This is a genomic window from Allobosea sp. 05T438, assembly GCF_056396025.1.
In genome coordinates, this window is the sequence record NZ_JBFTKQ010000014.1 from 1 (window position 1) to 17,697 (window position 17,697).

Annotated in this window: 19 protein-coding genes, 1 tRNA gene and 1 pseudogene; 7 read left to right on the plus strand and 14 right to left on the minus strand. The window is 64.9% G+C overall.

Features of this window, described 5'->3' with window-relative positions:
- The 4 genes and pseudogenes from AC1DIN_RS22400 to AC1DIN_RS22415 form a co-directional block, all read right to left on the minus strand.
- Positions 1 to 245: pseudogene (locus AC1DIN_RS22400) on the minus strand (amidohydrolase); the annotation flags it as partial.
- Positions 245 to 538, minus strand: coding sequence for a XapX domain-containing protein (locus AC1DIN_RS22405; RefSeq protein WP_476811373.1), 294 nt, complete (start codon positions 536 to 538; stop codon positions 245 to 247). The pseudogene AC1DIN_RS22400 and the gene AC1DIN_RS22405, both read right to left, overlap by 1 nt.
- A 259-nt stretch (positions 539 to 797) precedes the next feature.
- Complete coding sequence (gene ald / locus AC1DIN_RS22410) at positions 798 to 1,913, minus strand: alanine dehydrogenase (RefSeq protein WP_476811374.1); 1,116 nt, start codon at positions 1,911 to 1,913, stop codon at positions 798 to 800.
- Between the two features lie 57 nt (positions 1,914 to 1,970).
- A complete protein-coding gene (locus tag AC1DIN_RS22415) occupies positions 1,971 to 4,322 on the minus strand; it encodes a xanthine dehydrogenase family protein molybdopterin-binding subunit (protein WP_476811375.1) in 2,352 nt (783 codons plus the stop codon).
- Between the two features lie 272 nt (positions 4,323 to 4,594).
- Between AC1DIN_RS22415 and AC1DIN_RS22420 the strand changes: the two genes are divergently transcribed.
- The 3 genes from AC1DIN_RS22420 to AC1DIN_RS22430 all read left to right on the plus strand — a co-directional run bounded on the left by AC1DIN_RS22420 (position 4,595) and on the right by AC1DIN_RS22430 (position 6,311).
- Positions 4,595 to 4,837 carry a hypothetical protein gene (locus AC1DIN_RS22420; protein ID WP_441472549.1) on the plus strand — a complete coding sequence of 81 codons (243 nt, stop codon included), beginning with the start codon at positions 4,595 to 4,597 and terminating at the stop codon, positions 4,835 to 4,837.
- A 349-nt stretch (positions 4,838 to 5,186) separates the two neighbouring features.
- Complete coding sequence (locus tag AC1DIN_RS22425) at positions 5,187 to 5,960, plus strand: ferredoxin--NADP reductase (RefSeq protein ID WP_441472548.1); 774 nt, start codon at positions 5,187 to 5,189, stop codon at positions 5,958 to 5,960.
- Positions 5,961 to 5,966: 6 nt separating this feature from the next.
- Positions 5,967 to 6,311 (plus strand): Dabb family protein, encoded by a 345-nt coding sequence (locus tag AC1DIN_RS22430; protein WP_476811376.1) that lies wholly within the window; start codon positions 5,967 to 5,969, stop codon positions 6,309 to 6,311.
- On the opposite strand, the gene AC1DIN_RS22435 is transcribed toward AC1DIN_RS22430, so the two are convergent.
- Positions 6,249 to 6,761 carry a DUF6538 domain-containing protein gene (locus tag AC1DIN_RS22435; protein WP_476811453.1) on the minus strand — a complete coding sequence of 171 codons (513 nt, stop codon included), beginning with the start codon at positions 6,759 to 6,761 and terminating at the stop codon, positions 6,249 to 6,251. The two genes, AC1DIN_RS22430 and AC1DIN_RS22435, sit on opposite strands and share 63 nt — an antisense overlap.
- Positions 6,717 to 6,806, minus strand: a tRNA-Ser gene (locus AC1DIN_RS22440). The genes AC1DIN_RS22435 and AC1DIN_RS22440 overlap by 45 nt, the downstream gene beginning before the upstream one ends.
- A 296-nt stretch (positions 6,807 to 7,102) precedes the next feature.
- On the opposite strand from AC1DIN_RS22440, the gene rplU reads away from it, so the two are divergent.
- The 3 genes from rplU to AC1DIN_RS22455 all read left to right on the plus strand — a co-directional run bounded on the left by rplU (position 7,103) and on the right by AC1DIN_RS22455 (position 8,876).
- Positions 7,103 to 7,597 (plus strand): 50S ribosomal protein L21, encoded by a 495-nt coding sequence (rplU, locus tag AC1DIN_RS22445; RefSeq protein ID WP_441472546.1) that lies wholly within the window; start codon positions 7,103 to 7,105, stop codon positions 7,595 to 7,597.
- Between the two features lie 168 nt (positions 7,598 to 7,765).
- A complete protein-coding gene (gene rpmA, locus AC1DIN_RS22450; RefSeq protein ID WP_038363769.1) occupies positions 7,766 to 8,032 on the plus strand; it encodes a 50S ribosomal protein L27 in 267 nt (88 codons plus the stop codon).
- A 151-nt stretch (positions 8,033 to 8,183) separates the two neighbouring features.
- On the plus strand, positions 8,184 to 8,876 hold the full coding sequence (locus tag AC1DIN_RS22455; protein ID WP_476811377.1) for a GNAT family N-acetyltransferase: 693 nt from the start codon (positions 8,184 to 8,186) through the stop codon (positions 8,874 to 8,876).
- 126 nt (positions 8,877 to 9,002) lie between these two features.
- Here AC1DIN_RS22455 and denD (AC1DIN_RS22460) read toward each other — a convergent pair whose 3' ends face one another.
- The 8 genes from denD (AC1DIN_RS22460) to AC1DIN_RS22495 all read right to left on the minus strand — a co-directional run bounded on the left by denD (AC1DIN_RS22460) (position 9,003) and on the right by AC1DIN_RS22495 (position 16,227).
- Positions 9,003 to 9,986, minus strand: a complete 984-nt coding sequence (gene denD / locus AC1DIN_RS22460; RefSeq protein ID WP_476811378.1) for a D-erythronate dehydrogenase — start codon at positions 9,984 to 9,986, stop codon at positions 9,003 to 9,005.
- A 39-nt stretch (positions 9,987 to 10,025) separates the two neighbouring features.
- On the minus strand, positions 10,026 to 11,012 hold the full coding sequence (gene denD / locus AC1DIN_RS22465) for a D-erythronate dehydrogenase (RefSeq protein ID WP_476811379.1): 987 nt from the start codon (positions 11,010 to 11,012) through the stop codon (positions 10,026 to 10,028).
- Between the two features lie 94 nt (positions 11,013 to 11,106).
- Entirely contained in the window at positions 11,107 to 11,853 is a 747-nt protein-coding gene (locus AC1DIN_RS22470) for an SDR family oxidoreductase (RefSeq protein ID WP_441472542.1), read from the minus strand.
- Positions 11,854 to 11,868: 15 nt separating this feature from the next.
- Complete coding sequence (locus tag AC1DIN_RS22475; RefSeq protein WP_476811380.1) at positions 11,869 to 12,324, minus strand: GNAT family N-acetyltransferase; 456 nt, start codon at positions 12,322 to 12,324, stop codon at positions 11,869 to 11,871.
- Positions 12,325 to 12,326: 2 nt separating this feature from the next.
- Positions 12,327 to 12,992 (minus strand): GNAT family N-acetyltransferase, encoded by a 666-nt coding sequence (locus AC1DIN_RS22480; protein WP_476811381.1) that lies wholly within the window; start codon positions 12,990 to 12,992, stop codon positions 12,327 to 12,329.
- A complete protein-coding gene (locus tag AC1DIN_RS22485; RefSeq protein WP_441472539.1) occupies positions 12,989 to 13,315 on the minus strand; it encodes a hypothetical protein in 327 nt (108 codons plus the stop codon). The genes AC1DIN_RS22480 and AC1DIN_RS22485 overlap by 4 nt, the downstream gene beginning before the upstream one ends.
- Positions 13,312 to 14,151 carry an isocitrate lyase/PEP mutase family protein gene (locus tag AC1DIN_RS22490; protein WP_476811382.1) on the minus strand — a complete coding sequence of 280 codons (840 nt, stop codon included), beginning with the start codon at positions 14,149 to 14,151 and terminating at the stop codon, positions 13,312 to 13,314. The genes AC1DIN_RS22485 and AC1DIN_RS22490 overlap by 4 nt, the downstream gene beginning before the upstream one ends.
- 243 nt (positions 14,152 to 14,394) lie before the next feature.
- The gene (locus AC1DIN_RS22495; protein ID WP_476811383.1) at positions 14,395 to 16,227 is read right to left on the minus strand and encodes an IlvD/Edd family dehydratase; all 1,833 of its coding nucleotides are present in this window, start codon (positions 16,225 to 16,227) and stop codon (positions 14,395 to 14,397) included.
- A gap of 285 nt (positions 16,228 to 16,512) precedes the next feature.
- Between AC1DIN_RS22495 and AC1DIN_RS22500 the strand changes: the two genes are divergently transcribed.
- Entirely contained in the window at positions 16,513 to 17,697 is a 1,185-nt protein-coding gene (locus AC1DIN_RS22500; protein WP_476766248.1) for a pyridoxal phosphate-dependent aminotransferase, read from the plus strand.

Consider the following 17,697-nt stretch of genomic DNA (forward strand, 5'->3'; position numbering starts at 1 on the left):
GTGTTCGGCCCGGCATGGGCCATCACCTCGGCCTGCCCGCCAACCGCCAGGAAGACGCCGTCCTTGACTGCGACCGCGCTCGCCGTCGGGTTGCCGCGATCGAGCGTGGTGAAGCGGCCATTGCTGAGGATGAGATCGGCGGTCATCGGCTTGTCTCCGGATGGCTGGGGCTGACCCTGGGCGAGAGCCGAGGAAGCTAATCCGGGAAGGGCGAGCCCACCCAGCACCGTGCGTCGCGTCGGCATCAGCTGCGCTCCTTCTCCGGCGCGACCGCTTGCGAGGGCGTGGTCGCCTGCGCGGACTTGGCGCCGCCCGGCAGATGGCCGAAGACATGCGGCTTGATCTGATGCTCCCAGGGCTGCGCCGCCGGCGCCTTCGTCCACAACCCGCGCAGCAGCGGTGGCAATTGCTCGCCGATCAGGATGCCGAGCAGCCCGACCAGCGCCACCACCGGCGGTGCCGGAGAACGCACATTGATCAGGCTGTAGATCACACCGACCAAAAGACCTGCACCAAGCGAAAGCAGATAGATCTTCATGCGCGCACCCGTGCCTGGAAATGAAGGCCGCCCGTCCAACGCTCGGGAGAACCGCTCTGCGCGGACAGGCTGGAGCGCTGGCGCGTTCAAGTCTTGTCGGTTTGAACGATCCTTTGTCTGATCTGCCGATCGCGGCGGCGGCTCAGCTTACGCCAACGCGCGCGGAAGCGCGCACGATAAGCGCGACCGGCCTCGGTTTCACGCAGGCGCCATATCCGGATTTGCAGATGTCAGTGAACGGCGGCTTCGAACGGAATCGTCACATCGCGAGAGCGGCTTGCGCCGATTTGTACGGTTGGCGCAGGCTCTCCGCGACCTGAGCATTGGTGATCTGGCCGCGATGGATATTCAGCCCCGCAGCGAGATGCGGATCGTTGCGGATCGCATCCAGGCCGCCAGCGGCCAACGCCAGGCCGAAGGGCAGCGTTGCGTTGTTCAGTGCGTAGCTCGATGTAAGCGGCACAGCGCCCGGCATGTTGGCAACGCAATAATGGATCACGCCGTCAATTTCGAAGGTCGGGTCCGCATGCGTCGTCGGATGGGAGGTTTCGAAGCAGCCGCCCTGGTCGATTGCGACATCGACGAGGACCGCACCGCGCTTCATCCTGGAGAGCTGCGAGCGCGATAAGAGGCGCGGAGCGGCGGCGCCGGGGATGAGCACGGCGCCGATGACCACATCCGCGGCGAGGACTTCTTCCTCGATCGCGTGGAGCGTGGAAAAGCGCGTCCTTGCCCTGCCGCCAAAGTGCTCGTCGAGCTGCCTGAGCCGCGGCAGGGACCGGTCCAAAATCACCAGATCGGCTCCCAGACCAGCAGCCATGCGGGCCGCGTGAGTACCAACGACACCACCCCCGATGATGGCAATGCGCGCAGGAAGCACCCCCGGCACACCGCCGATCAGTACGCCGCGGCCACCGGCATGCCGCTGCAGGCAAGCGCCTGCGGCCTCGATCGATAGCCGACCTGCCACTTCGCTCATGGGGGCCAGCAATGGCAGGCCGCCGGCCTTGTCGGTCACGGTTTCATAGGCGACCGCCGTGACTCCGGATTTCAGGAGCCCGGCCGTCTGTTCCGGATCGGGGGCGAGGTGCAGGTAGGTGAACAGGATTTGCCCCTCGCGGAGCTGCACCCACTCCGATGGCTGCGGCTCCTTCACCTTCACGATCAGCTCGGCCTTGGCGAAGACCTCTGCTGCGCTCGCAACGATCGTGGCGCCCACGGCCTCATAGGCGGTGTCGGGCGCGGAAATGCCGGCTCCGGCGGTCGTCTCGACAAGGACTTCATGGCCCGCCGCGGTGTATTCGCGTACGGCCTCCGGGGTCAGCCCGACCCGGTACTCGTGAACCTTGATCTCCTTTGGCACACCGACGCGCATTGCTTCCTCCTCGTTATGGTTGGAGCTTGGCGATCCCGCGCCGGTGCCGGCGCGGGACTAAGCCCGCGAGTGAATGGCTCTCCAGATGGTCTGCGGTGTCGCCGGCATGTCGATGTGGCGTACCCCATGGGGCGAGAGGGCATCGACGATCGCGTTCATCACCGAAGGCAGGGAGCCGGCGCATCCGGCTTCCCCGCAGCCCTTCGCGCCGACCGGGTTGGTTCGAGTCGGCACACCCTGACTGATGAAGGAGAAGAACGGCACGTCCGCCGCGCGCGGCATCGCATAATCCATGTAGGAGCCGGTCATCAGCTGGCCGGTTTCGTCATAGGACGTCATCTCGCAGATCGCCTGGCCGATGCCCTGCACGACCCCGCCATGGAGCTGCCCCTCGACGATCATCGGATTCACCAGCACCCCGAAGTCGTTGACCATAACATAGCTAGCGATCTCGACATGCCCGGTGTCCGGATCGATCTCGACCTCGGCGATGTGGCAGCCGTTGGGATAGGCCGAGGGCGCCGCCTTGAAGACGTGATCCACATCCAGCTTCCGCGGCAGGTCCTCGGGCAAGGGCGCGCCCGCCTGCAATTTCTCGGCGAGCTCCATGACGCCGATCGAGCGGTCGGTCCCGGCGATGCTGAAGCGGCCATTGGCGAATTCGATGTCGGCGACACCCGCTTCGAGGAAGTGCGCGGTCAGGAGCTTGCCCTTCTCGATCACGCGCACGCTCGCCTCGATGATCGCCGAGCCGCTCGCCATGATCGATTTCGAGCCGCCGGTACCGCCGCCCGCGATCAGGCGATCGCTGTCTCCTTGCATGAGGCGGATCTTATCGAATGGCACGCCGAGCTGGCTCGTCAGGACCTGGGCGAAGGGCGTCCAGTGTCCCTGCCCATAGTCGAGCGTCCCGGTGACGATGGTGACCGTTCCGTCCGGCTCGAAATGGATGCCACCCATCTCGTTGCTAGGAGGGGCAGTGACCTCGAGGTAGCAGCCGATCCCGCGGCCGCGCAGCTTGCCGGCCTTGCGGCTGGCCCGGGCGCGCGCCCGGTAGCCCTTCCAGTCGGCCGCCTCCAGCGCCCGGGCGAAGAGAGCCGGGAAGTCGCCACTGTCGTAGACAGTCCCGATCGGGGTCTTCCAGGGCAATTGCCGGGGCCCGATCAGATTGCGCTGCCTGAGAACCGCCCTGTCGATCCCCATCTCCCCGGCGGCGGTGTCGATCAGCCGCTCCATGAAGTAGTTGCCCTCGGGGCGTCCGGCGCCGCGATAGGCCGCGATCGGCACGGTATTGGTGACGGCACACCGCGTCTGCACCTCCACCAGCGGCGTGCGGTACATGCCGACGCTGTTCTTGCCGATGTTCAGCGTGGCCATCATCGGGCCGGGGGGCGAGAGGTAACCGCCCATGTTGCCGGTACCGGTGAAGCGCGTCGCCAGGAACCGCCCGCGCGCATCGAGGGCGAGCTCGGCCTCGAAGACCATGTCGCGGCCGTGATGGTCGGAAACGAAACTTTCTGACCGCTGATCGGTCCATTTCACCGGCTTCTTCAGCAGCCGCGCCGCATGCAGCAGCACGACGTATTCCGGAAACACGGCCGACTTCATGCCGAATGAGCCGCCGACATGGCCGGTGACAAGCCTCATCCGCTCCTGCGGCACGCCCATCGCCGCCGCGAGATTGTTGCGCATGCCGAAAGCGCCCTGGCTCGGGGCATGGAGGGTGTAGCGCTTCGCTTTGCCATCATAGGTCCCGATCGCGGCGCGCGGCTCGATCGGGTTCACGATGATGCGGTTGTTGACGATCCGCACCTTGGTGACATGCGCGGCCCCGGCAAAGGCCGCGGCGACCTTCTCGGCGTCGCCGAAATGATAGTCGAGGATGAGGTTGCCGGGTACGTCGTCGAACAGCTGCGGCGCGTCGGGAGCAAGCGCCGCCTCCACCGAGGTGACCGCGGGCAGGATGTCGATATCGAGCGACACGGCCTCGGCGGCGTCGCGCGCCTGCAGCGCCGTGCGGGCGACAACCATCGCGACGGGGTCGCCGACGAAGCGCACCTTGTCCGCCGCGAGCGCCTTTCGGACCGGCTTCCTCATCGCGGTCCCGTCACGGTTCGGCAGGTCGACCTGACATTTCAGCGAACCGTAGTTCTGCCCCTCGAGGTCACCCGCCGTGTAGATCGCGACGACGCCCTTCATCGCTTTCGCAGCGATGGTGTCGATGCCCCGAATGACGCCGTGGGCATGCGGGCTGCGGACGAAGGCCGCGTAAAGCTGTCCTTCCAGTGAAAGATCGTCGGTGTAGCGCCCTTCGCCGCGTACGAGGATCGCATCCTCGTTGCGCGGGACCGGCTGGCCAATTCCAACGCGACCGGTCGAGCAATCGGCCTGAGAAACATGCATGTTCATCGCGAGGCACCACAGTCGAAAAGAAATCGAGGCGATGACTCCGGCAGACAGCTGCCATTGCCTTCGACCTCGCGCGGGCGCCGCCTCGTTGCGAGCGGCGTACCCCGCTGCCGACAACCATAGGCGTGCCAGAGCGAATTGGCGCCTGAGGCTGCGACATAGCTCCATTGACCGTGTCGGATAGCTCGGCCGAAAGCCGCACCGAGCTTTGCCCTTGCGGGAACGGCGGCGACGGAACCAAATGCGGTGCGAACTCCCAACGCCGGTCTGCGATGTTCAACTTCTTGGATGGCTGCCTTGATTGGGCGGAAGCACTGGTTGAAGGGCGACTTGCACGGCGAAGGCTGGCCAGGCGTGAAGCCGCCGCACTCATCAAACGGGCGGGTTCGTCTGCATTTGAGGCTGCGCAGCAAATTGCCCTGCTGGCCCGGCAGCGCGGCGACAAGCAGGCTACAGAACTCTGGCTTGAGGTTGCCCGCGAGATCACGCGACGAGATGCATCCAAGCGCGGATAATGCTGCGCGCTCAGAGCTCGGGCCGGATTCCTGCCCGGTCCTCTCCGCGATCGACCGCACGGCGCGCCATGCCGGCCGTGATCGCGCCCGCGTCTCGAAAGCTCAGTTGGCGGAGCGGCACCTTTTCCCTGGGCAACCGAAGCGATCGCCTACGCAGCAAGCGTGGTTTCGGCAGCCATGATGCGCAAGCAAAATTCTATACTCAAGCGATTTTGGAAATAATGACCTGCGTCAAATAGGAGTTTGATAGAATAAAATTGCCCCCGTTGATTCTGATGGCAAAACCTGCTTATCAACCGCGCCGATAAGCCGAACAAGATAAGAATTTTGCCAAGGAAAAACCGGTCCGATGAGCAATTTCTACGAGGAGCAGGTTCTCAGCGTTCATCATTGGACCGATACGCTGTTTAGCTTCACGACGACGCGCGATGCGTCATTCCGCTTCAAGAACGGCCAATTCACGATGATCGGACTTAAGATCAACGAGAAGCCGTTGCTGCGGGCGTATAGTGTCGCGAGCACCAACTATGACGAGTGCCTGGAATTCTTCTCGATCAAGGTGCCGGACGGGCCTCTGACATCGCAACTCCAGAACCTCAAAGTTGGCGATCCGATCGTCGTCGGCAAAAAGGCGACCGGCACGCTCGTCCTCGACAATCTCAGCGACGGGAAACGCCTTTTCCTGCTTGGCACCGGCACCGGACTGGCGCCTTTCCTCTCGCTGATCCGCGACCCCGAGACTTATGAGCGCTTTCAGAGCGTCGTCCTCGTGCATGGTTGCCGGCAGGTCGCGGAGTTGGCCTATGGCGAGCGGATACAGAGCCAGCTGCCACAGGACGAGTTCCTCGGCGAAATGATCCGCAAGCAGCTCGTCTATTATCCGACGGTGACTCGCGAACCGTTTCGCAATCGCGGCCGCATTACCGATTTGCTGACCTCCGGCCAGCTCTTCTCTGATATCGGCCAGCCCGGCCTCGACCCACGCAGTGATCGATTCATGCTATGCGGTTCACCGCAGTTGCTGGCCGACCTCAAATCAATTTTCGCCGCGCGCGGGCTGCGAGAGGGCAACCACGGGGAACCCGGCGACTACGTGATTGAAAAGGCTTTTGTCGAAAAGTAGCCCCGTATGATCCGACACATCGTGTTTTTCAGCGCCAAGACAGCGGACAATATCGAAACGATACGCAGGGGCCTGTCGATCCTGACAGGCATACCCCATGCTCTAAGGCTTGAGATTTCCGAAAATCGGAAGTCGGACCCGCTCAGCTCCGAAGTCGATATCGTCGTCTACGGAGAATTCGAGAATCACGCTGCTCTGGCAGCGTACAAGGCCCATGAGCTCTATGCCGAAGCCATAAGGCGGGTTCGGCCCCTGCGAGAGTTGAGGCTTGCCGCGGATTACGTGATCTCAGAGGCGACGACTGAACCCGTGATCGCCGCCAAACCGTCGACCGACAGCCCTTCGCGTTGATCGGCGCAGGCCGATTGCCCCTGGGAGCGGACCGCTCCGCCTCCGCCTGCGAACTCGTTTTTGGAAACATCGCCAAAAACGCGCTCTGCCCCCGGAAAGCGGCGCGTGCGCAGATCCTTTTGAAAAGACAGATAGCGCGAAAGGCGGATTGCGCGCCTCCCGCGCCAGCAGCCAACTCGGCGCCTCCGCCGGATCGCGCATCCCCAAGCTCTGCTTCGCCTCGCGCTTGCCGATGAGGCATCGGAGATCGTCCGGGACGTGCCTGCGGAGCCAGTAGATGCCGCTGCTCCGATGCTTCCGAAGCGCGTCATTATCAGGGCCATTGCGCCTCTGCGCACCAGCCGGGCGGCCGCAAGTTCTTGATTTGCCTAGTCTCTCTGGAAAATCAATCCCTTGGTGGGATGATGGCGGACAGGGAGGGATTTGAACCCCCGATACCCTTGCAGGTATGCCGCATTTCGAGTGCGGTGCATTCAACCACTCTGCCACCTGTCCGCGGTCGCCTTCGGTCGAAGCGAGGCGCTTGTTACACAAGCCGTGCCCGGGGGGCAAGCCTCCCGAACAGGAGAATTCCACTCTTCACAGCCGCTTTCGCTTGACCTCTCCCGGCCATGCGACTATCGAGCACCGTCCGGCGTGGGGAAACCCGCGCCTGATCTCTTTTGGCCTGCGTGATGCGTCGCAAGCCGGCAAGAGCAAACCTGACCACGCAATCGACTGCCAAAAAGCCGTCCCGCATGCGCGTCCATTCCGGAGGCCATGACAGGGCGGGGCCGAACATGGAGGACAAAATGTTCGCAGTCATCAAGACCGGCGGGAAGCAGTTCCGCGTCGCCGCCAACGACAAGATCACCGTTGCCAAGATCGAGGGCAACCCGGGCGACACCGTCGCCTTCGGCTCCGTGCTGATGCTCACCGAAGGAGAGAAGACCACGCTCGACACCAAGGCCCTTTCCGAGATCACCGTCGCCGGTGAGATCGTCGAGCAGGCCCGTGGCGAGAAGGTCATCGCCTTCAAGAAGCGCCGCCGCCAGAATTCGAAGCGCAAGCGCGGCTTCCGCGCCGAGCTGACCGTCATCCGCATCACCGACATCCTCACCGGCGGCAAGCAGCCGGAGATGAAGAAGGGCGATGTTTCCGCCGCTGCGCCGGCTGCCGCCAAGGCCAAGGCCGCTCCGAAGGCCGCCAAGGCCGAGGCCGGCGAGGAAGCCGAGCAACCGAAGAAGGCCGCGGCCAAGAAGGCCCCTGCCAAGAAGGCGAAGGACGAGGCTTCGTCCGAGGCCTGAAGTCGGGTTTCCCGGCGTCGATATCCGCGCCGGATCACCATCGCCGAGGCTTCGGCCTCGACCTGTCGCTCCTGACAGAATGGTGCTCCGGCATTTCGTATCCGAGACGGGTGGCCTTTGCCCTCGATTCGGGTTAGAGAGACAGCACAAGTTTTGAGGTAGGGCGTTATGGCTCACAAAAAGGCAGGCGGCTCGTCGCGTAACGGCCGCGATTCCGAAAGCAAGCGACTCGGCGTGAAGCGCTTCGGCGATCAGGCCGTCGTTGCCGGCAACATCATTATTCGTCAGCGCGGCACGAAGTGGCATGCCGGCGCGAACGTTGGCATGGGCAAAGACCATACCCTCTTTGCGACGACGAATGGCCGCGTCCGATTCACGACGAAACTCGGCCGAGCTTTCGTGAACGTAGTCCCGGCCCAAGAGGCCGCAGAGTAAAAGGCGGATAGGGAATTTCCTCGATCCGCCGGTTCCATCGAACCGAACGGATCAAGGGCAGGGCCCGAATAGGGTTTCCCGAAGGTCAGCGAAGGGGAGATGGGACCAAAGTCCCAGCTCCCTTTTTTCGTTTGCGCCGACGGAGAGACCGATGTTCCCCGAACTGACCCGCGACGATGTCTTCCGGCTCGAGACCCGGCGTCTCTGGCTGCGTTGGCCCCGCATGGCCGATGCTGCGGCTATCCTTCGCCAGGCCGGCGAGAAGGCGGTGGCCGAGATGACGGCATCGATTCCACACCCCTACCCGCCCGAGGCGGTCGAGCCCTTCATCTTCGCGATGCGCAAGGGCAATGCGCTGGGCGATCACCTCGTTCTGGCGATCACCCCACGTTCCAAGCCGAACGAGCTGATTGGCATGATCGGAGCCCATAAGCAGGCTTCGGGCACACCCTTCATCGGCTATTGGCTGGGCACGCCGCACTGGGGCAAGGGCTACACGACCGAGGCGGTGCAGGGGCTGATCGACACCCTGTTCTCGCTGGTCGACCTGCCGGCGATCGAGGCCGATACCCGCGTCATCAACCCGGCCTCGCGGCGTGTTCTGGAGAAGTCCGGCTTCCGGGCCGAGGGCTCTTTCCTGAAGTCGCTGCCGGCGCGTGGCGGGCTGTTCCCTTGCGAACAGTTCCGGCTCGACCGCTCGACCTGGGCGGCGCTGAAGAGCTGGAGCGCCAGCGGCTGGGCCCATGCGCCCGAGCAGGAGCCGGGGGAGGAGCCGGCGCGCTCGCCGGCGCTCGGGATGCTCCCGCGCCGTCAGCAGGAGCAGGCCGAGCCCTGCCCGGTTTGAAGGACGACGACGCGTCTTTGCGAGCGAAGCAACGAAGCAATCCAGGGGCCTCAAAGCTGGGCGGTTCAGCCCAGTCTCCTTGGATTGCTGCGTTACGCCCGCAATGACGGGAACGTCAGCCGCGCCTCACTTCACGAAGGTGCCGTGAAGTTCGTCGTCGATATGGACGCGGATGATCTCCTCGAAGCTCGACTCCGCCGTGAAGCCGAGCGCCAGCGCCCGCTGCGGGTTGAAGTTGCGCGGCCAGCCGGCGACGATCCCGTCGATCACCGGATCCGGCACCCGCTTGATCCGCTTCACCACGTTCTCGCCGGCGACCTTGCGCAGCGCCTCGATCTGTTCCGCGACCGTGCAGGAATAGCCCGGCATGGTCAGCACCCGGCGCGGACCGATCGCGGCGGTGTCCATCGTCGCCGCATGGATCAGGAAGCCGACCGCCGAACGCGGCGAGGCGTGCCAGTGGCGCACTTGATCGGAGACCGGCAGCACCGCCTCCTCGCCGTTCAGCGGCTCGCGGATGATGTTGGAGAAGAAGCCCGAGGCCGCCTTGTTGGGCTTGCCGGGGCGCACGCAGACCGTCGGCAGGCGAATGCCGACGCCGTCGAAGAAACCGCGCCGCGAATAGTCGCACAGCAGCAGTTCGCCGATCGCCTTCTGCGTGCCGTAGCTGGTCAGCGGCGTGGTGAAGAACTCGTCCTCGATCTTGTCATGGAACGGCGCTCCGAACACCGCGATCGAAGAGGTGAAGACCACGCGCGGCTTGTAGCCGCCGCCGACCTTGCGGATGGCCTCGAAAAGATAGCGCGTGCCATCCAGATTGATGCGATAGCCCTTGTCGAAATCGGCCTCGGCCTCGCCAGAGACGATCGCGGCGAGATGGACGATCAGTTCAGGCCGCGTCGCGATCAGGTTCTCGGCCTCGCCCTCGATCGAGAGATCGGAGATCACTGCCTCGAAATCGAAGGGCGCGGCCGGCGGAGCCGAGGCAACGACCACATCCTGCGCGGTCACGCGCGTCACCGGCTTGCCGCCGAGCGCCCCGTCGCGCGCCAGCCGCTCGATGAATTTGCGCCCGACCATGCCGGCGCCGCCGAGAACGAGAATATGCATCGGTTCTGTCCTGAAGGTTTGGTCTGAAGTTTCGCGTCGTCAGTTCGGAAGATAGCCGCCGAGATCGTCCTCGATATGGAAGCGGATGATCTCGTCGAAATCGCGTTCGGCCGTGAAGCCCAGCGCCAGCGCGCGCTTTGCGTCGAACCGTGTCGGCCAGCCCGCGACGATGGCGGAAGAGGCCTTGTCCGGCGCGCGCCGGATCAGCTTCACCGCCTTGTCGCCGGCAATGCGCCCGAGCGCCTGAATCTGCTCGCCGACGGTGACGCAGACGCCCGGCATGGTCAGGTTGACGCGCGGCCCCAGCGCCTCGCGCGTGAGCCCCGCGGCATGGATCAGGAATCCGACGGCCGAGCGCGGGCTGGCATGGGTGAAGAGCACCTCGTCGCCGACCGGCAGCAGCGCCTCCAGCCCCTGCAGCGGCTCGCGGATGATGCCGGAGAAGAAGCCGCCGGCCGAGGCGTTCGGCTTGCCGGGCCGGACCGCAATCGAGGGAAAGCGGATGCCGACGCCGTCGACGAAGCCGCGCCGCGTGTAATCGGCCAGCAGCAATTCGCCGATCGCCTTTTGCGTGCCGTAGCTGGTCAGCGGCGTGACGTGGAATTCGTCCGAGATCGCGGGTGGGAACGGCGCACCGAAAATGCCGCTCGAGCTGGTGAAGACGAGTTTCGGCACGTAAGCCGCGCCGCCCTCGTGCCGGATCGCCTCCAGCAGGTTGTGCATGCCGTCGAGATTGACGCGGTAGCCCTTGTCGAAATCGCGCTCGGCTTCGCCGGAGATGATCGCGGCGAGATGGAAGATCAGATCCGGACGCAGCGCGGCGAGCTGCTTCGCCACAGCCGCATCGCCGGAATCCTCGACGCGGATCGTCAACCGGTCCGCGAGTTCTGCCGGCAAGGAAGCTGGCATGACATCTGAAAGAGTGAGCTTGCTGATCGCTTTGCCGGCACAGCTTCCCTCGCGCGCCAGGCGTTCCGCGAGCTTGCGGCCGACCATGCCGGCCGCGCCCGTGATCAGGACATGCATGGGCTCTCCCTATCCGTTCTCGTGCCGGGTCGCTGTTTGCCGCAACCTCTGGAACGGTGGCGGGCGGAGGACCGCCCGCTACCGATGCTTGCGCTCAGAGCGCGAAGCCGCCATCCGCCAGATGGATCTGGCCCGTGGTGTAGCTCGACTCGTCCGCGGCCAGATAGACCGCGAGCCACGCGATCTCCTCGGCAGTGCCGAGTCGGGCCATCGGCTGGCGATCGATGAAGGCCTGCCGGGCGGCGGCCTCGGTCGTTCCCGTGGAGGCAGCGAGGTCCTTGATGCGCTGGTCGAGCGAGGGCGACTGGATGGTGCCCGGGCAGATCGCGTTCGCGCGGACGCCCTTCTTGATGTAATCGGCCGCGACGGCCTTGGTCAGGCCGATCACCGCCGCCTTGGTCGCGCCATAGGCGTAGCGGTTCGGGATTCCGCGCACCGAGCCGGCGCCCGAGGCGATGTTGATGATCGAGCCATTGCCCTTCTCCAGCATGCCCGGAAGGAAGGCCTGGATCGTGCGATGCATCGCCTTGACGTTGAGGTCGAAGGAGAAGTCCCAGGCCTTGTCGTCCGTGTTCAGCACCGTGCCGTGATGGACGAAGCCGGCGGCGTTCACGAGAACGTCGATCGGCCCGACCTTCTCCGCGAAGGCGTTGACCGCCTTGGTCGACAGCACGTCGAGCTTGCGCTTCTTCGCCTTCGGAATGCCTTCGAGCAGGCCGACATCCTTGTCGGTCGCCCAGACGGTGGCTCCCTCAGCCACGAAAGCCTCGGCAATGGCCCGGCCGATCCCCTGCCCCGCGGCGGTGACGACCGCGACCTTGCCCTTCAAACGTCCTGCCATGCTCGCTTCCTTTTATTAGCCGGCTTTTGCAAAAATCTTGCGCATATGGGTCAGCCGCCGGTCGGCCATGTCCTCATGATGCGTGATGGCGAAGCCGAGGCGCTCGTACCAGCCGATGCGCTGGGTCAGCTTGGCGTGGGTGTAGAGATGGACGGAGCCGTAGCCGAGCGCCCGGGCCCGCTCATCCGCAAAGGCCATCAGCGTGGCCCCGAGCTTGCGCCCGCCCGCCTCCGGCGAAACCGCAATGCTCCAGATCGTGAAATCCTCGGGCTCGATCTCCAGGACCAGCGCGGCGGCAAGCCCCGGCTCGTCATCGACCACCCACACCTCGCGCCTGGCCAGCACCTCTTCATAATCCGCGATGCGTGGCAGCGAAGGCACGCCGATGATCGCCTCGTTCGGCAGATAGGCGGCCTCCGTCAGCGCGACGATGGCCGGAATATCGGCAGGCGTGGCGCGGCGCGGCGTCATTGTCAGGCCTGCGCCTTCGCGAAATCGGTCAAGGAGGCCTTCTGCTGGCCCTGTGCATCGAAGTTGTCGGGGGCGAGCCAAGCCTCGAAAGCGCGCGCACGCGCCGGCCACTCGGAATCAATGATGGAGAACCAGGCCGTATCCCGGTTCGCGCCCTTCACCACCATGTGCTGCCGGAACAGCCCCTCATACTGGAAGCCGAAGCGCAGCGCCGCGCGCTTCGACGGCTCGTTGCGGTTGTTGCACTTCCACTCGTAGCGGCGATAACCGAGCGAGAAGCCGTAGTCGCCGACGAGATAGATCGCCTCGGTCGCCGTCCGCGTGCGCTGCAACGCCGGCGAATAGGTGATCCAGCCGACCTCGAACACGCCATGCTCGGGCCGGATCTCCATGATCCAGAGATGCMCCTTGGCCTTGCCGTCGGCCTTGTCGATCACGGCGAGCGGGACGATGCCCGCTTTGGCCACCATCGAATCCAGCAGGGCGCGGTACTCGTCCTTGCTCTTCGGGGGGGTAGCAGGCAGCCAATCCCAGACGCTGTCATGCCCGGCATTGGCGGCCCAGATGTCGTCGAGATGTCTGCCAACGTCGAGCGGTTCGAGCCGGCAATACTGCCCATCCAGTACCTTGGCCGGCGGAAATGGCGGCGCCTTCCAGTCGAGTGTCATGACAGTCCCTTGCCCCGCCAGCTTGTGAAATCCTGCTGAACGTTCCAGCTCGAACCGAGCTCATCCGCAATGGCATGGGCGAGCGCATGCCCCTCGGCCTCCCAGGCCATGCGCTCGACCTGATCGGCGAAATCGGACGCCACCGGATCGTCGTCGTCATAGATCGCGTCGAAGACATCCATCCAGGCTTCGAGCCGGTCGCCCAGTTCCTCGGAGAGGCCGACATCTTCGGCGTCGACCGCCTTGCGCTTGCCCTTCGCATCGATCTGCCAGAGGCCGCTGCGCCCAAGCCATTCCGGCGCGATCAGCAGCGTGCCGCTCATGAGCGCTCCTCGAAATCCCTGCGGAAGAAGGGGTTGAGCGGCGCCGAGGGACCGTTGCCGGCGAAGCCCTTGAAGCTGCCCTCCTCTGCGATCAGCCGCGTTGCCTCCATTAAGGCCGCCCAGGCCGCCCGTGCCAAGGCGCCGCCGATCGAAATGCGCCGTGCTCCAGCCGCCGCGATATCCGCGACGGAGAGCCCGAAATCGCCGTAGATCAGGGCATTCACCGGCTTGCCGCCGGCGGCCGAAACGATGGTGCCGATATCGGCTGCGGTCTTCGGCCCGGGCGCATAGAGCACATCGGCTCCAGCAGTTGCATAGGCCTCGATCCGGCGCGCCGCCTCCTTCAGCGGCTCGGAATGGCCGGTCAGGAAGCATTCCGCGCGGGCCGTCAGCACCACGCCGGAGCCGGTCTCGTCGATCGCCTTGCGCGCGGCCTTGATCCGCTCGACGGCAAGCTCGAAGGGATAGAGCGGATCATCCTCTCGGCCGGTGGCATCCTCGATCGAGAGGCCGGCGACGCCGGTCGCGACGCAGAGCTTGGCATTGGCGGCGACGCCATCAGGCGTGTCGGCATAGCCGTTCTCGAAATCGGCATTCACCGGCAGATCCGGCACGGCCTTCACCATCTCGGCGATATGGGCAAGCATCATGTCGCGCGGCACGTCCTGGTCGGCGCGTGCCTGCGTGAAGGCGAAGCCGGCGCTCGTCGTCGCCAACGCCTTGAACCCCTGCCCGCGCAGCCAGCGCGCCGAACCGAGATCCCAGGGATTGGGCATCACGAAGCAGCCGGCCTCGTGCAGCTTGCGGAAGGCTTCGACCTGCGGGCTGTGGGCCATTTTTAAATCGTTTCAAATGGAGGCGGATACGAGACTGGCATAGTGTCGAGGACAGCTTCGTTTGTCAGCCCCGGCGTCGCGCATCGGCAGACGGGCGCCGTTGCGCATGGCGAATGCCGCCGCAGCCGTCATTCTCGGGCGGCACGACGGGCCGACCCGAGAATCTCTCGCCGGAAGAGGCGCATGCGTCGGCACGAGATGCCCGGGACAGGCCCGAGCATGACGCGCCAGCGAGCCCCGTGCTCAGTGGTTGTCCCGCGGGATACCGAACTTCTTGTGGATCTTCTGGTACTTGACCGCCGGCTTGAGGACCATGCCCTCGGACAGCTCGTCGACGATCTTGCGCTGGATCTCCTGCCACGGCGTCTGGCTCTTCGGATATTTGTAGCCACCCGCCGCCTTGAACTCGGCCTTGCGCTGCGCCAATTCCTCATCCGAGATCAGGATATTGGCGGTGCGCTTGTTGAGATCGATGCGGACCTTGTCGCCCGTCTTCAGCAGCGCGAGGCCGCCGCCGGTCGCCGCTTCCGGCGAGGCGTTGAGGATCGAGGGCGAGCCGGAGGTGCCGGACTGGCGCCCGTCGCCGACGCAGGCGAGCGCGGTGACGCCCTTCTTGATCAGGTAATCCGGCGGCCGCATGTTCACCACCTCGGCCGCGCCGGGATACCCGATCGGGCCGACGCCGCGGATGAACAGGATGCAGTACTCGTCGATGGCCAGCGCCGGATCGTCGATGCGGTGGTGATAATCCTCCGGCCCGTCGAAGACGATGGCGCGGCCTTCGAAGGCCATCGGATCCCCAGGATTCTCCAGATAGCGCTTGCGGAATTCCGGCGTGATCACGCTGGTCTTCATGATCGCGGAATCGAACAGGTTGCCGGAGAGGTTGAGGAAGCCGGACTGGGCCTTCATCGGCTGGTCATAGCTCTTGATGACCTCGCGGGCGATCGAGAACGCTCCCTTGCAGTTCTCTTCCAGCGTATGGCCGTTCGCAGTGATGGCCGGCTTGAGCTTGCCCTTCTCGATCAGCTCCGCGATCACGGCAGGCAGGCCGCCGGCGCGGTAATAGTCCTCGCCGAGATACTCGCCCGCCGGCTGCAGATTGACCAGCAGCGGGATATCGTAGCCGATCTTCGTCCAGTCCTCGTTGTCGAGCTTGACGCCGATATGCTTGGCGATGGCGTTGACGTGAACAGGCGCATTGGTCGAGCCGCCGATCGCCGAATTGATGACGATGGTGTTCTCGAACGCCTCGCGCGTCAGGATCTTCGACGGAATCAGGTTCTCCCAGACCATCTCGACGATGCGTTTGCCGGTCAGATAGGCCATCTCGTAACGGTCGCGGTAAGGCGCGGGGATCGCGGCGGCGCCGGGCAGCGTCATCCCCATCGCTTCGGCCAGCGAGTTCATCGTCGATGCCGTGCCCATGGTGTTGCAGTGGCCGGCGGACGGCGCCGAGGATGCGACAAGCTCGACGAAGCCCTTATAGTCGATCTCGCCCGCGGCCATCATCTGGCGCGCCTTCCAGACGATGGTGCCGGAACCGGTGCGCTCGCCGCGGAAGGAGCCGTTCAGCATCGGGCCGCCCGGCAGTGCGATGGCGGGGATGTCGACCGTCGCGGCCGCCATGATCTGGGCCGGCGTGGTCTTGTCGCAGCCCGTCGTCAGCACCACGCCGTCGAGCGGGTAGCCGTAGAGGATCTCGACCAGCGAGAGATATTGCAGGTTGCGGTCGAGCGAGGCGGTCGGCCGCTTGCAGGTTTCCTGGATCGGGTGGATCGGGAATTCGAAGGGCACGCCGCCCATCTCGCGAATGCCGTCGCGGACACGGTGGGCCAGCTCGATATGGTGGCGATTGCAAGGGGCGATGTCGGAGCCGGTCTGGGCGATGCCGATGATCGGCCGGCCGGACTGCAGTTCCTCGCGCGACAGGCCGAAATTCATAGTGCGCTCGATATAGAGCGCGGTCATGTCGGCATTGGCGGGATTGTCGAACCACGCCTTGGAGCGCAGTTGCTCGGGTTTGATACGCCGAACCGGCTTCTTGCCGGGGGTCTTGCCGGGTGCCTTGGCCATCTCGTTTCCTCTCGCGCGGCACGGCGCTGACGGCCGTTTGCCGATCTCTCATTCAAACGATTTGAGACAAGCCATCATGCCCATCGCCAAAGGCTCGGCAAGGCCCATTCTGGCTGATAGTCATACTATTTATTCATGCTGTATGCAGCATGCAACAGGGCGCGATGCGCGGCCTCCGCTTGCCAGCCCTGCCCGTTTGGCGCCAAGAAAAGGCGGGTCAGAAGGCACGCCCTGACAGAACCGGCCAATCTGCCCGTCCGAAAAGCGCCGCCGAGGAAACGCGCCATGTCCCTTCACGTCGTCCCATCCTTCGCCCGCATCGGCGAGGAGAATGCCTTCGCCGTGCTGGCGCGCGCGACCGAGCTGCAGCGCCAGGGCAACGACATCATCAATCTCGGCATCGGCCAGCCGGATTTCGCCACGCCCGAGCACATCGTCGAGGCGGCGGTGAAGGCGCTGCGCGACGGCCATCACGGCTACACCCCGGCGAACGGCATCCTGCCGCTGCGCGAGGCGGTCGCGGCCGACCTGCACAAGCGCTTCGCGGTCGAGGTCTCGCCCGAGAGCGTGATGATCGTGCCCGGCGGCAAGGTCACCATGTTCATGGCGATCCTGATGTTCGGCGAGCCCGGCGTGGAGATCCTCTATCCGGACCCGGGCTTCCCGATCTATCGCTCGATGATCGAGTATACCGGCGCGACGCCGATCCCGGTGCCGATCCGCGAGGAAAACGGCTTCGCCTTCTCGGCCGAGGAGACGCTGGCGCTGATCACGCCGAAGACGCGCCTGCTCATCATCAACTCGCCGGCCAACCCGACCGGCGGCGTGACGCCCAAGGCCGAGATCGACAAGCTCGTCGCTGGCCTTAGCGATTTCCCCGACGTCGCGATCATGTCCGACGAGATCTACGACCAGATGGTCTATGACGGCGAGAAGCATGTCTGCCTTCTCAGCTATCCCGAGATTCGCGACCGGCTCATCCTCCTCAACGGCTGGTCCAAGACCTACGCGATGACGGGCTGGCGGCTCGGCTATTCGGTCTGGCCGAAGCCGCTGCTCGACAATGCCCGCAAGCTCGCGGTGAACTCGCATTCCTGCGTCAACGCCCCGGCGCAATGGGCAGGGCTCGCGGCGCTCGCCGGCCCGCAGGACGCGGTCCATATGATGCTGGCGGAATTCGACCGGCGCCGGAAGGCGGTGGTGAAGGGCCTGAACGGCCTGCCGGGGGTCTCCTGCATCGAGCCCAGGGGCGCCTTCTACGCCTTCCCGAACGTCTCGCAGACCGGCTGGAAGGCGAAGAAGCTCGCCTCCGCCCTGTTGGAGGAAGCCGGCGTCGCCACCATCGGCGGGCCCGACTTCGGCGTCCATGGCGAGGGCTATATCCGTCTCTCCTACGCCAACTCGCTTGGGAACATCGAGAAGGCGCTGGAGCGGATGAAGACGTTCCTCACCAACGCGAAGGCCGCCTGA

What these genes read in the sequence shown, in the direction of transcription:
- AC1DIN_RS22405 (WP_476811373.1), bottom strand. Translation starts at nt 538, where the DNA reads ATGAAGATCTATCTGCTTTCGCTTGGTGCAGGTCTTTTGGTCGGTGTG.
- ald (WP_476811374.1), bottom strand. Translation starts at nt 1,913, where the DNA reads ATGCGCGTCGGTGTGCCAAAGGAGATCAAGGTTCACGAGTACCGGGTC.
- AC1DIN_RS22415 (WP_476811375.1), bottom strand. Translation starts at nt 4,322, where the DNA reads ATGAACATGCATGTTTCTCAGGCCGATTGCTCGACCGGTCGCGTTGGA.
- AC1DIN_RS22420 (WP_441472549.1), top strand. Translation starts at nt 4,595, where the DNA reads ATGTTCAACTTCTTGGATGGCTGCCTTGATTGGGCGGAAGCACTGGTT.
- AC1DIN_RS22425 (WP_441472548.1), top strand. Translation starts at nt 5,187, where the DNA reads ATGAGCAATTTCTACGAGGAGCAGGTTCTCAGCGTTCATCATTGGACC.
- AC1DIN_RS22430 (WP_476811376.1), top strand. Translation starts at nt 5,967, where the DNA reads ATGATCCGACACATCGTGTTTTTCAGCGCCAAGACAGCGGACAATATC.
- rplU (WP_441472546.1), top strand. Translation starts at nt 7,103, where the DNA reads ATGTTCGCAGTCATCAAGACCGGCGGGAAGCAGTTCCGCGTCGCCGCC.
- rpmA (WP_038363769.1), top strand. Translation starts at nt 7,766, where the DNA reads ATGGCTCACAAAAAGGCAGGCGGCTCGTCGCGTAACGGCCGCGATTCC.
- AC1DIN_RS22455 (WP_476811377.1), top strand. Translation starts at nt 8,184, where the DNA reads ATGTTCCCCGAACTGACCCGCGACGATGTCTTCCGGCTCGAGACCCGG.
- denD (WP_476811378.1), bottom strand. Translation starts at nt 9,986, where the DNA reads ATGCATATTCTCGTTCTCGGCGGCGCCGGCATGGTCGGGCGCAAATTC.
- denD (WP_476811379.1), bottom strand. Translation starts at nt 11,012, where the DNA reads ATGCATGTCCTGATCACGGGCGCGGCCGGCATGGTCGGCCGCAAGCTC.
- AC1DIN_RS22470 (WP_441472542.1), bottom strand. Translation starts at nt 11,853, where the DNA reads ATGGCAGGACGTTTGAAGGGCAAGGTCGCGGTCGTCACCGCCGCGGGG.
- AC1DIN_RS22475 (WP_476811380.1), bottom strand. Translation starts at nt 12,324, where the DNA reads ATGACGCCGCGCCGCGCCACGCCTGCCGATATTCCGGCCATCGTCGCG.
- AC1DIN_RS22485 (WP_441472539.1), bottom strand. Translation starts at nt 13,315, where the DNA reads ATGAGCGGCACGCTGCTGATCGCGCCGGAATGGCTTGGGCGCAGCGGC.
- AC1DIN_RS22490 (WP_476811382.1), bottom strand. Translation starts at nt 14,151, where the DNA reads ATGGCCCACAGCCCGCAGGTCGAAGCCTTCCGCAAGCTGCACGAGGCC.
- AC1DIN_RS22495 (WP_476811383.1), bottom strand. Translation starts at nt 16,227, where the DNA reads ATGGCCAAGGCACCCGGCAAGACCCCCGGCAAGAAGCCGGTTCGGCGT.
- AC1DIN_RS22500 (WP_476766248.1), top strand. Translation starts at nt 16,513, where the DNA reads ATGTCCCTTCACGTCGTCCCATCCTTCGCCCGCATCGGCGAGGAGAAT.